11 protein-coding genes are annotated in these 12837 nt (G+C 67.1%); all 11 read left to right on the top strand.

Features of this window, described 5'->3' with window-relative positions; genetic code table 11:
- The first annotated feature begins 519 nt into the window (after positions 1–519).
- Entirely contained in the window at positions 520–2229 is a 1710-nt protein-coding gene (gene ilvB / locus J7J55_02395) for a biosynthetic-type acetolactate synthase large subunit (GenBank protein MCD6141556.1), read from the top strand.
- Positions 2226–2732: an acetolactate synthase small subunit gene (gene ilvN, locus J7J55_02390; protein MCD6141555.1), complete on the top strand. Its 507-nt coding sequence runs from the start codon at positions 2226–2228 to the stop codon at positions 2730–2732. Before ilvB ends, ilvN begins: the two co-directional genes overlap by 4 nt.
- Positions 2729–3787 (top strand): ketol-acid reductoisomerase, encoded by a 1059-nt coding sequence (ilvC, locus tag J7J55_02385; protein ID MCD6141554.1) that lies wholly within the window; start codon positions 2729–2731, stop codon positions 3785–3787. The genes ilvN and ilvC overlap by 4 nt, the downstream gene beginning before the upstream one ends.
- Entirely contained in the window at positions 3787–5436 is a 1650-nt protein-coding gene (locus tag J7J55_02380; protein MCD6141553.1) for a 2-isopropylmalate synthase, read from the top strand. The genes ilvC and J7J55_02380 overlap by 1 nt, the downstream gene beginning before the upstream one ends.
- Before the next feature lie 101 nt (positions 5437–5537).
- Positions 5538–6812 carry a 3-isopropylmalate dehydratase large subunit gene (gene leuC / locus J7J55_02375; protein ID MCD6141552.1) on the top strand — a complete coding sequence of 425 codons (1275 nt, stop codon included), beginning with the start codon at positions 5538–5540 and terminating at the stop codon, positions 6810–6812.
- Positions 6803–7306 (top strand): 3-isopropylmalate dehydratase small subunit, encoded by a 504-nt coding sequence (locus tag J7J55_02370; protein MCD6141551.1) that lies wholly within the window; start codon positions 6803–6805, stop codon positions 7304–7306. The genes leuC and J7J55_02370 overlap by 10 nt, the downstream gene beginning before the upstream one ends.
- Positions 7307–8224, top strand: coding sequence for a branched-chain amino acid transaminase (locus J7J55_02365; GenBank protein MCD6141550.1), 918 nt, complete (start codon positions 7307–7309; stop codon positions 8222–8224).
- The gene (locus J7J55_02360) at positions 8225–9796 is read left to right on the top strand and encodes a citramalate synthase (GenBank protein MCD6141549.1); all 1572 of its coding nucleotides are present in this window, start codon (positions 8225–8227) and stop codon (positions 9794–9796) included.
- Positions 9793–10869, top strand: coding sequence for a 3-isopropylmalate dehydrogenase (gene leuB / locus J7J55_02355; GenBank protein MCD6141548.1), 1077 nt, complete (start codon positions 9793–9795; stop codon positions 10867–10869). Before J7J55_02360 ends, leuB begins: the two co-directional genes overlap by 4 nt.
- On the top strand, positions 10859–12520 hold the full coding sequence (gene ilvD, locus J7J55_02350; GenBank protein ID MCD6141547.1) for a dihydroxy-acid dehydratase: 1662 nt from the start codon (positions 10859–10861) through the stop codon (positions 12518–12520). The genes leuB and ilvD overlap by 11 nt, the downstream gene beginning before the upstream one ends.
- 27 nt (positions 12521–12547) lie before the next feature.
- Positions 12548–12837: DUF2088 domain-containing protein (locus J7J55_02345; protein MCD6141546.1), on the top strand; the 290-nt coding region annotated here is incomplete at its 3' end.

Raw genomic sequence — 12837 nt, 5'->3', positions numbered from 1 at the left:
GGATTTTACAAGAATCGCAGACGATGTCAGCCCATTCTTGGAAAGACCTGAAGACCGAGCGCTCTTAACCCGTGATATTGTCCTTTCCGCCCTGCAACAAGGGTAGCGTCCCATTAAGTGTGTCCGGGAGAAAAATGGATAGTTTTCTCATTCAAGACGAGCGTGAAGCAAGGTGGTGAATCTCACGCGAGATAAGCATGTGGGATCACCGGCATTGCGAGCGCGTGGGTCACATCATAGGCGGACTGCGGAACTCGCAAATCCAGGACGGCTTCGCCATTCGCGCCGGTTTCTTCCCGTAGGGGTTGACAATCGGGATGATTCGTGCTATGGTGGTCGCGGAAAACGGAGGTAATATCGAGTGAGTAAGTTCAGTGTGGTTTCCGTCCTGCTCGTCCTGGTTATTGCCCTGATTATCGGGGGTGGGCCTTAGCGGGTTGGACGGGACCACAAATAAAAAAGCCTAAAACGGGCCGTCCAACCGGGCGGCCCAAATTTTTTGGTCTGAAGGAGGAAGCGATGAAGCTGACCGGGGCGCAGATCGTGTGGGAGATGTTGCGGCGCGAGGGGGTAGAGGTGGCGTTCGGGATCCCGGGCGGGGCGATCATGCACACCTATCACCCACGGAGCGAGTACGGAGTCCGGCACGTCCTCGTCCGGCACGAACAGGGCGCGGCCCACGCCGCCGACGGCTACGCCCGCGCCTCCGGGAAGGTGGGGGTAGCAATCGCCACCTCCGGGCCGGGGGCGACGAACCTAGTCACCGGGATCGCCACCGCGATGATGGACTCCTCCCCGATTGTCTGTATCACCGGTCAGGTCCCCTCTTCCCTCATCGGCACCGACGCGTTCCAAGAGACGGACATCACCGGGATCACCCTCCCGATCACCAAGCATAACTACCTGGTGACCGACGTCGCTGAACTGGCGGAGACGATCCACGCGGCGTTCCACATCGCCCGTCACGGCCGCCCCGGACCGGTGTTGATCGACCTTCCCAAGGACGTGCAGCAGGCGACGACAGAGTTCGTCCCCCCGTCCGGGGAGGTCCGCCTCCCCGGGAAGCCCACCGAGATGAGGCCGGAAGAGCTGCATCGCGCCGCCGCCCTGATCGCTTCCTCCTCCCGCCCGGTCATCCTCGCCGGACACGGGATCTCCCTCGCCGGGGCAGAAGAGGTCCTGCGGGAGTTCGCCGAGTTGATCGACGCTCCGGTCGCGGTCACCCTCCTCGGGAAGGGGGGATTCCCCGCCTCTCACCCCCTCTACCTCGGAATGGTGGGGATGCACGGGGACGCGGCGGCGAACCGCGCGATCCAATCGGCCGACCTGATCATCGCGCTCGGGATGAGGTTCGACGATCGGGTGACCGGGGATCTGGCCCGATTCGCTCCCCGCGCGCGCAAGGTGCACATCGACCTCGACGCCGCCGAGCTGAACAAGCTCGTCCCGGTGGATGCACCGGTGCAGGGGGACGTGGGGGAGGTCCTCGCCGCCCTCATCCCGCTCCTCCACCCGACGGTGCGGGAGGAGTGGCGTGGAATGGTCGCCGGTTGGCGCGAGGAGGCGCGCGCCGTCGACGTCGTCCACCGGCTCGGGAGCCCGGATCGGTTGACGATGCCGCACGTCATCGATTCCATCTGGGACGCCACCCATGGGAAGGCGATCGTAGTAACCGACGTCGGGCAGCACCAGATGTGGGCCGCGCAGTACTATCGGCTCGACCGGCCGAACGCGTTCATCACCTCCGGCGGACTGGGGACGATGGGGTTCGGGCTCCCGGCGGCGATCGGGGCGCAGATCGCCCGTCCCGATGCCGAGGTGTGGGCGGTTGTCGGGGACGGCGGCTTCCAGATGACGGTGCAGGAGCTGGCGACCGTGGTGCAGGAGCACCTCCCGCTCAAGATCGCCCTGTGCAACAACGGCTACCTCGGGATGGTCCGCCAGTGGCAGGAGTGGTTCTACGACAAGCGGTACGAATCGACCCGGTTGGTCAATCCCGATTTCGTCAAGCTGGCGGACGCGTACGGGATCCGCGCCTGGCGCGTCGACGATCCGGAGGAAGCGGTGCAGGCGATCGACAAAGCAAGGAAGCATCCCGGACCGGCGCTGATCGACTTCCAGGTGGTGGGGGAAGGGGAGTACGGAAACGTGTATCCGATGGTCCCGGCCGGTGCTGCGCTGCACGAGATGATCCGCCGTCCCCTCTCTCCTGCCGGAGGTGAAGGATGAAGCGGACGCTGATCGCCCGTGTCGCAGACAAGCCCGGGGTGCTCAACCGCATCGCCTCCCTGTTCCGGCGGCGGGCGTTCAACATCGAGAGCCTCACCGTCGGGCACACCGAAGCCCCGGGGATATCGCGGATGACGATCGTGGTGGACTCCACCCGCACCGACGCCGAGAAGGTGGCGCAGAACCTGGAGAAGCTGGTGGACGTGATCTCAGTGGAGGACATCTCCGACCGAGCGGCGGTAATGCGCGATCTTGCCCTGATCAAGGTGCGGACGCCCGATCCCCGCACCCGGTCGGAGCTGATGCAGCTCGTGGATACGTTCCGGGCGCGGGTGGTCGACGTGGGGTTGGAATCGCTGATCGTGGAGGCGACCGGAACGGAGGAGAAGATCGACGGCCTGGTGGAGGTCCTCCGACCGTTCGGGATCCTGGAGATGGTGCGCACCGGCCGGGTGGCGATGGTGCGCGGAAATAACGATACAAAACAAGGAGGAAACGAATGAAGATCGATTTCGGCGGAGTGATTGAGGATGTCGTCACCCGGGAGGAGTTCCCGCTCGACCGGGCGCGCGACGTGTTGAAGGACGAGGTGGTGGCGGTGTTGGGCTACGGGGTGCAGGGGCCAGCCCAGGCGCTCAACATGCGCGACAACGGGATACCCGTGATCGTGGGCGGCGATCCGGACCGGCGCCGCTCGTGGGAGAAGGCGATCGGTGATGGCTGGGTCCCGGGGGAGACCCTGTTCCCGTTCGAGGAGGCGGTGGAGCGGGCGACGATCGTTCAGTACCTGGTGTCGGACGCCGCCCAGGTGATCCTGTGGCCGCGGATAGAGCCGCACCTGAAACAGGGTGACGCCCTCTACTTCTCGCACGGGTTCGCCGTCACCTACTCCGATCAGACCGGGGTCGTCCCGCCGGAGTTCGTGGACGTGATCCTCGTCGCGCCCAAGGGATCGGGAACGAGCGTGCGGAAGAACTTCCTCGCCGGAAGCGGGATCAACTCGAGCTACGCCGTGTACCAGGACTACACCGGCCGCGCTGAGGAACGGACGCTGGCGATCGGGATCGCCATCGGCTCTGGTTATCTGTTCCCCACCACGTTCCAGAAGGAGGTGTACAGCGACCTCACCGGGGAGCGGGGAGTGCTGATGGGGGCGCTCGCCGGGATCATGGAGGCGCAGTACGCCGTGCTGCGCAAGAACGGGCACTCCCCGAGCGAGGCGTTCAACGAGACGGTGGAGGAGCTCACCCAGAGCCTGATTCGACTCGTGGGCGAGAACGGGATGGATTGGATGTACGCCAACTGCAGCACCACCGCGCAGCGGGGAGCGCTCGACTGGAAGGGGAGGTTCCGCGACGCGGTCGCCCCGGTGTTCGAGCGGTTGTACCAGAGCGTCGTCTCCGGCGAGGAGACGCGGATCGTTCTCGAGGCGAACAGCGCCCCTGACTACAAGGAGCGACTGGAAGAGGAACTGCGCGAGATGCGGGACTCGGAGATGTGGAGGGCCGGGGCGGCGGTGCGTGCCCTGCGCCCGGAGAACTGGAAGAAGGAGAAGTGATGAAACAGGAAGCACGCGACCGGGTCTTCATATTCGATACCACGCTGCGTGATGGAGAACAGTCACCGGGTGCCTCATTGGCAGCAGCAGAGAAGGTCAAGCTTGCGCGCCAACTAGCAAGCTTACGTGTCGATGTGATAGAAGCGGGGTTCCCGTCCTCTTCTCCAGATGACTTACGCGCGGTGCAGCATGTGGCAGAGGTGCTCGCCGACATGCCGGGCGCTCCCACGGTCTGCGCTCTGGCGCGGCCCGTACAAAGTGACATAGACGTAGCGTGGGAGGGGGTGAAGTTCGCTTCTCATCCAAGGATTCATGTGTTCATCGCCACATCCGAGGTCCACATGCGGGACAAGCTGCGCATGGACCGGGCCGCGGTGTTGGCCCGCACCCGGGAGATGGTGGCCTACGCCCGGGAATACTGCGAGGAGATCGAGTTCTCTCCCGAGGACGCCACCCGCTCCGATCCCGAGTTCCTGTACGAGGTCATCGCCGCGGCGATCGAGGCCGGGGCGAGCGTGATCAACATCCCGGACACGGTCGGCTACACGACCCCGGGTGAGTTCGAGGCCCTGATCCGGGGGATCATCGCGAACACGCCGGGGATCGAGCGAGCGATCCTGTCCGTTCACTGCCACAACGACCTGGGGATGGCGACCGTCAACACGTTGGCCGGGCTTCGCGCCGGGGCGCGTCAGGCCGAGGTGACGGTGAACGGGATCGGCGAGCGGGCGGGGAACGCCGCGCTGGAAGAGGTGGTGATGGCGCTCAAAACAAGGGCGGATGTATACGGCCTCTCCACCGGGATCGACACCGCTCAGATCGCCCGCACCAGCCGGATGGTGAGCAACCTGACCGGGATCTCGGTCCAGGCGAACAAGGCGATCGTCGGGGCGAACGCGTTCGCCCACGAGGCCGGGATCCATCAGGACGGGATGCTCAAGAACCCGACCACCTACGAGATCATCCGCCCGGCGGAGGTCGGGTTCACCCGGTCCCGGCTCGTCCTCGGGAAGCACTCGGGGAGGCACGCATTCCGCGACCGCCTCGTCGAGATGGGATACGAGCTCGATCCCGAGCGGCTCGAGATCGCATTCGCCCGGTTCAAGGAGCTGGCCGACAAGAAGCGGGAGGTGACGAACGCCGACCTGGAGGCGTTGATCACCGATCTGTTCTATCAGCCGCGCGAGGTCTACCAGCTCGTCGACCTGCTGGTGGTGGCGGGCCGACCGGGGATGCCGACCGCGACGGTGCGGCTGCGCGGGCCGGACGGGAAAGAGATCGTGCACGCCGCGGTCGGGGCCGGTCCGGTCGACGCCACCTACCGGGCGATCGACGACATCGTCCCCGTCGACTGCGAGCTCCTCGAGTACGACGTGCACGCGATCACCGCCGGGATCGACGCCCAGGGGGAGGTGAGCGTGCGCCTGACCGATGGGGACGGCGAGCGGGTGGTGAAGGGCTACGGCGCGGACACAGACATCATCGTGGCAAGCGCCAAGGCATATCTGAACGCGATAAACCGGCTGTTAGCCGAAAAAGATAGATCGAGAGAAAGGAGGAAGGATGAACGAACAAGCGACGAACAGCAGGCAACGCAAGGCCGCTACGCCCGGACCACACCAGGGCGCGGAGCCGCAGCCGCGGGATAGGCGCGAGGATCATCGCGCGTGGGCCCTCCGCTGGGACGGGATCGCCCTGTCCGCAGCGCGGGGGCGCAAACGAAACGACGAGTCGGCCGGAGCGTGACCGGATGGGAATGACGCTCGCTGAAAAGCTCATCGCCGCCCATACCGACGCGGTGGACCGGGTGCGGCCCGGTGATTTCGTGGAGGCGCGGGTCGACGTGGTCCTCGCCAACGACATCACCGCTCCGATCGCGATCCGCGAGTTCACACGATTGGGGGTCGACCGCGTCTTCGACCCGGAGAGGATCGTCCTCGTGCCGGACCACTTCGCCCCGAACAAGGACATAAAATCGGCGACCCAGTGCCAGGTGATGCGGGATTTCGCCCGTGCCCAAAGGATCTCCCACTACTTCGAGGTGGGGAGGATGGGGATCGAACACGTCCTCCTCCCCGAGCAGGGGCTGGTCGGCCCCGGGGACGTGGTCGTCGGGGCCGACTCCCACACGTGCACCTACGGGGCGCTCGGCGCGTTCGCCACCGGGATGGGATCGACGGACATCGCCGTGGCAATGGCGACCGGGCGGATCTGGATGCGCGTCCCGGAGACGATCCGGATCGTGTACGAGGGAGAGCTGCAGCCGTGGGTCGGGGGAAAGGACCTGATCCTGTACACGATCGGAAGGATCGGGGTGAGCGGTGCCCTGTACAAGGCGATCGAGTTCTCCGGCCCGACGATTGATGCGCTATCAATGGCCGGGAGGTTCACCATGGCGAACATGGCGATCGAGGCCGGGGCGAAGGCCGGGCTGTTCCCGGTCGATGATAAGACGCGCGCCTACGTGGATGCCCGCAGGGCGCGGGATTACACGGTCTACGCGCCGGACCCCGACGCCGAATACGCGCAAACGTTGAAGATCGATGCGAGCGCGATCACTCCGCAGGTCGCGTTCCCCTATCTCCCGGAGAACTCCCGGCCGGTCTCCGCGGTCGGTGATGTCCCGATCGACCAGGTCGTGATCGGCTCGTGCACCAACGGGCGGCTCGAGGACCTGCGCGTTGCCGCGGAGGTCCTGCGCGGGCGCAGGGTTGCCCCGAACGTGCGCTGCATCGTCATCCCGGGGAGCCAGCAGGTCTACCTCGACGCGCTGCGGGCCGGATTGATCGAGGAGTTCATCGCCGCGGGAGCCACGGTGAGCACCCCGACGTGCGGTCCGTGCCTCGGCGGTCACATGGGAGTCCTGGGGGCGGGGGAGCGGGCAGTGAGCACCACCAACCGCAACTTCCGCGGGCGGATGGGCCATCCGGATAGCGAGGTCTACCTCGCCGGACCGGCGGTCGCCGCGGCATCGGCGGTGGCGGGGAGGATCGCCTCCCCGGAGGAGGTGGTCGGATGCAGCTGAGAGGAAGAGCGTGGAAGTATGGGGATAACGTCGATACCGATGCGATCATCCCGGCCCGCTATCTGAACGAATCGAGCGCGGCCGCCCTGGCGCGGCACTGCATGGAGGACATCGATCCGGAGTTCGCCAGCGCGGTGCGGCAAGGGGACATCATCGTCGCCGGGGAGAACTTCGGCTGCGGCTCGTCGCGCGAGCACGCTCCGCTCTCCATCAAGGGGGCCGGGGTGAGCTGCGTGATCGCGGCGAGCTTCGCCCGCATCTTCTATCGGAACGCGATAAACATCGGCCTTCCCATCCTGGAATCGCCCCAGGCGGCAGCGGAGACGGAGGCCGGGCATGTCCTGGAAGTGGATCTGGAACGGGGCGAGGTGCGCAACCTCACCACCGGGAGGTCGTACCGCGCCGCCCCCTACCCGGGGTTCATGCTGGAGATCATCGCCGCCGGCGGGCTGATCCCGTACACGCGGCGGCGCATCGAGTCGGAAGGAGGATAGGTGAAGAGTTCGGAGAAGGTCTGGTTCGACGGTCGATTGGTCCCGTGGGACGAGGCGACCGTCCATGTGGCAGCGCACGCGATCCACTACGGGTCGAGCGTGTTCGAGGGGATCAGGGTGTACGGGCTTGCGGACGGTCCGGCCGTCTTCTGCCTGGAGGCCCACCTCGATCGCTTGTGGAACTCGTGCAAGGTGTACCGGCTGGAGATCCCGTACCCGCGGGCCGAGATCCGGAGGGCGATCATGGACACGGTGATCGCCAACCGGCATTCGTCCTGCTACGTCCGCCCGGTCGTGTTCCGCGGTTGGGCCACGTTCGCGGTCGACGGGCGGAGCTGCCCTACACACGTGAGCGTGATCACGGTGGAGATGGGCCGATATCTCGGCCCCGACGCGCTGGAGAACGGGGTCGACGCCGGGGTGAGCACGTGGCGGCGGATGGCCCCGGACACCTACCCGGCGGCGGCGAAGCTCGGCGGGCAGTACATCAACTCCCAGTTCATCGCCATGGAAGCGGCCGATCGCGGCTACCGCGAGGGGATCGCGCTCGACATCAACGGGTACGTCTCCGAGGGAAGCGGTGAAAACGTGTTCATCGTAAGAGGAGGCGAGCTGTACACCCCGCCGCTTGCCAACTCGATCCTCGACGGGATCACGCGCCGGTGCGTGATGACCCTGGCCGGGGAGCTCGGGATACCGGTGCACGAGGCGCCGCTTCCGCGCGAGGCGCTCTACCTCGCCGACGAGGCGTTCTTCTGCGGGACAGCGGCCGAGATCACCCCGATCCGCTCGGTCGATGGGATTCCAGTGGGGGCGGGGACTAGAGGACCGATCACCGCCCGGCTGATGGAGGAGTTCTTCGGAATCGTGGAAGGGAAGGTTCCGGACCGACACGGCTGGTTGACGCCGGTGAGGTAGATGAAGGTCACGCTCTACGACACCACCCTGCGCGACGGGGCGCAGCGCGAGGGGATCTCGTTCTCGGTCGAGGACAAGCTCCGGATCGCCGCCGCGCTCGACCGGTTGGGGATCGACTACATCGAGGGGGGATGGCCCAAGTCGAACCCGAAGGACATGGAGTTCTTCGCCCGGATCCCCGAACTCGAGCTCGAGCACGCGGTCATCGCCGCGTTCGGGAGCACGCGCCGGGTCGGGGTCGCGGTGGAGGACGACGAGAACATAAAAGCGCTTCTCTCCTCCAGGGCAGCGGTGGTGACGGTGTTCGGAAAGAGCTGGGACAAGCAAGTGAGATACGTGCTCGAGACGACGCGGGATGAAAACCTGCGCATGATCGCAGACAGCGTCGCCTACCTCAAGTCGCGGGGGCGGGAGGTGATCTACGACGCCGAGCACTTCTTCGACGGGTACCGGGACGATCCAAAGTACGCCGTCGCCACGCTGCACGCCGCCGCGGACGCCGGGGCGGATGCGGTCGTGCTGTGCGACACGAACGGGGGGACCCTGCCCGGCGAGGTGGCGGAGATCGTGACCGCGGTCAAGGGCGATATCGATGTTCCCCTCGGGATCCATGCCCATAACGACTCCGATACCGCGGTGGCCAACACCCTTATGGCCGTGTCCGCCGGCGCTACCCATGTGCAGGGGACGATCAACGGCTACGGCGAGCGGTGCGGGAACGCCAACCTGTGTTCGCTCATCCCGGCGCTCGTGTTGAAGATGGGCTGCGACTGCACCGCCGCCGGGCAGCTCGCCCGGCTGACCGATACCGCCCACTACGTGAGCGAGCTCGCCAACCTCCCGCTCGATCCTCACCTCCCCTACGTCGGAGCGAGCGCGTTCGCCCACAAGGGCGGGGTGCACGTGAACGCCCTGCTCAAGTGGGAGGAAAGCTATCAGCACATCGATCCGCGCCTGGTCGGGAACCGCAGTCGCGTGCTCATCTCCGAGCTCTCCGGCCGGAGCAACATCGCCCACAAGGCGCGGGCCCTGGGGATCGAACTGGCGGAGGGGTCGGATCAGGCGGCGCGGGTGCTCGAGCGGGTCAAGGCCCTGGAGCTCGAGGGGTTCCAGTTCGAAGGGGCGGATGGTTCGGTCGAGCTCCTCATCCGCCGGTCGAACCCCGATTATCAGCCCCCGTTCGAGCTGCGCGGGTTCCACGTGCTGGTGAAGGAGAAGAACGGGGGCGGGATGGCGTCCGAGGCAACGGTGAAGGTGCGGGTGCGGGATCAGGTGATGCACACCGCCGCCGAGGGGAACGGCCCGGTCGACGCGCTGAACGCCGCGGTGCGCAAGGCGCTCCTCCCGTTCTACCCGCGGCTGGCCGCGGTGCACCTCACCGACTACAAGGTGCGCATCCTGGACGGAGCCGCGGGCACGGCCGCGCGCACCCGGGTCCTCATCACCTCCTCCGACCAACACCGCAGTTGGAGCACGGTCGGCAGCTCGCCCAACATCATCGAGGCGAGCTGGCAGGCGCTCGCCGACGCGCTGGAATACGGACTTCTGATCACGGAAAGGGAGAACGAATGAACGCAAGAATAGTGCTTCTGCCGGGTGACGGGATCGGGCCGGAGGTGATCGCGGAGGCGGTGAAAGTCATGAACGCCGTCGCGGAGCTGTACGGACATAGCTTTGAATTCGACGAGGAGCTGATCGGCGGAGCAGCGATCGACGCGACCGGCGACCCGCTTCCGGACCGGACGCTCGCCGCCTGTAAGGAGGCGGACGGGGCCCTGATGGGCGCGGTCGGCGGGCCGAAGTGGTCCGACCCGAGCGCCCCGGTCCGCCCGGAGCAGGGGCTGCTCGGGATAAGGCAGGGACTCGGCCTCTACGCCAACCTGCGGCCGGTGCGCGTCTATCCGGCCCTGATCGAATCGTCACCGGTGCGGCCGGATCGGCTCGCCGGGGTCGACCTCCTCGTCGTGCGCGAGCTCACCGGCGGGATCTACTTCGGCCCGCGGCGGGAAGGGACGGATGAGGCGCTCGACACCATGGTCTACTCCGCCCCGGAGATCCGGCGGATCGCCGCGGTCGCGTTCGCCGCGGCGGCGGCCCGACGGGGGAAGGTGACACTGGTCGACAAGGCGAACGTGCTCGCCACCTCGCGCCTGTGGCGACGGGTCGTGCGGGAGGTGGCGGCCGGATATCCGGGGGTCGAGCTCGAGGAGATGCTCGTCGACGCGGCGGCGATGGCGCTGATCCGGAACCCGGCCGCGTTCGACGTGATCCTGACCGCGAACATGTTCGGCGACATCCTGACCGACGAGGCATCGATGCTCGCCGGGTCGCTCGGGATGCTTCCGTCCGCCTCCCTCGGCGAGGGAAAGATCGGGGTGTACGAGCCGGTGCACGGAAGCGCGCCGGACATCGCGGGGAAGGGACTGGCCAACCCGGTCGGCGCGATCCTGAGCGCCGCCATGCTCCTGCGCCACTCGCTCGGGCTCGCGGACGAAGCGCGCGCGGTGGAGGGTGCGGTGGAGGAGGTCCTGGCCCAGGGGGCCCGCACCCCGGACATCGCCCGACCCGGTGCGAAAAGGGTAGGAACCGGGGAGATGGGGGATCTGATTGTGGATGCACTGCAAAGGAGGAAGGATGCGCAGTGATGTAGTTAAAAACGGGTTTGCCCGGGCGCCGCACCGCAGCCTGCTCTACGCGAGCGGGCTGACGCCGGAGGAGTTGAACCGACCGCTGATTGGAATCGTCAATTCGTACAACGAGATCGTCCCCGGGCACGTCCACCTGGATAGGATCGGGGAGGCGGTGAAGGCCGGGGTGCTGGCGGCCGGGGGGACGCCGCTCTCGTTCAACGTGATCGGGGTGTGCGACGGGATTGCGATGGGGCATCCCGGGATGCGCTACTCCCTCCCGTCCCGCGAGCTGATCGCCGACTCGGTGGAGACGATGGCGATGGCGCACGGGTTCGACGGGCTGGTGTTCATCCCCAACTGCGACAAGATCGTGCCGGGGATGCTGATGGCCGCGGCGCGGCTGAACATCCCGGCCGTGTTCGTGAGCGGCGGGCCGATGATGGCCGGTCGGTTCAACGGCGCCGACGTCGACGTGAAGAACGTGTTCGAGGCGGTGGGGGAGTACAAAGCGGGGAGGATGTCGGACGAGGACCTAGCGGCACTCGAGCTCGCCGCCTGTCCCGGCTGCGGGTCGTGCGCCGGCCTGTTCACCGCCAACTCGATGAACTGCCTGACCGAGGCGCTCGGGATGGGGCTTCCCGGGAACGGCACGGTCCCGGCGGTGACCGCGGCGCGGATCCGCCTCGCCAAGTCCGCGGGGGCGCAGGTGATGGAGCTCGTCGCCCGCGGGATCCGCCCGCGCGATGTCATGACCGCGGCGGCGTTCGAGAACGCGATCGCGGTCGACATGGCCCTCGGCGGCTCGACGAACACGGTGCTGCACCTGCTCGCGATCGCGCACGCGGCCGGGATCGACCTGCCGCTCGATCGGTTCGACCGGATCAGCGCGCGCACCCCGTATCTGGTCAAGCTCAGCCCGTCCGGGCCCCATCACATGCAGGATCTCGATGAGGCGGGCGGGGTGCCGGCGGTGATGGCCGAGCTCCACCGTGGCGGGCTGATCCACGGAGATGCCCTGACCGTGACCGGGAGGACGGTCGCGGAGAACCTGGACGGAGTGCGGCGGCGGACCGACGTCATCCGTCCCCTGTCCGACCCGCACCGCCCGGACGGGGGGATCGCCATCCTGTGGGGGAACCTCGCCCCGGCCGGGGCGGTGGTGAAGGCGGGCGCGGTCCGGCCGGAGATGGCCCATCACCGCGGTCCGGCGCGCGTGTTCGCCAGCGAAGAGGAGGCGATGGCCGCGATCCTCGGGGGGAAGATACAACCCGGGGACGTCGTCGTGATCAGGTACGAGGGTCCGCGCGGCGGGCCGGGGATGCGGGAGATGCTCCTCCCCACCTCCGCCCTCGCCGGGATGGGGCTCGATGACAAGGTGGCGTTGATCACCGACGGGCGGTTCTCCGGCGCGACCCGGGGAGCGGCAGTGGGGCACGTCTCTCCGGAAGCGGCGTCCGGCGGCCCGATCGGGCTCGTCGAGGAGGGGGATACGATCGAGATCGACATCCCGGGGAAGCGTCTGCAACTGCTCGTCCCCGATGACGAGCTCGACCGCCGCCGGGAGGAATGGACGCCTCCCCCGCCCCGCGTCTCCTCCGGATACCTCGCGCGCTACGCCGCCATCGTCGGGGACGCGAGCACCGGCGCGGTGTTGCAGGCAAGGTAGCGGGGATGTAACCTCGTCGCGGAGGTGGTGCGCGTGCGGGTGCGCCTTCCCTACGGCGAGGGGGATATCGAGGTCGACGTTCCCGAGCGGAACCTGATCGGGGTGTTGGAGGGAAAGAGGGTCGACATTCCCGATCTGGCGCAGGAGTTCGCCCGCGCGTGGGAAAACCCGATCGGGATCGACGATCCGACAGCTGATTTTCATCCCGGAGAGTCGGTCGTGTTCATCGTCACCGACCACACCCGCCCCACCCCGAGCCAAGAGATCCGTCCCCTCATCTGGGACCGGCTCTCGTCCCGCGTCCCCCGGGAGGACGT

This window comes from Candidatus Bipolaricaulota bacterium (genome assembly GCA_021159055.1).
Taxonomy (GTDB): domain Bacteria; phylum Bipolaricaulota; class Bipolaricaulia; order UBA7950; family UBA9294; genus S016-54.
The sequence above is the reverse complement of the archived record's forward strand: the minus strand, read 5'-3'. Positions and strand labels throughout refer to the sequence as shown.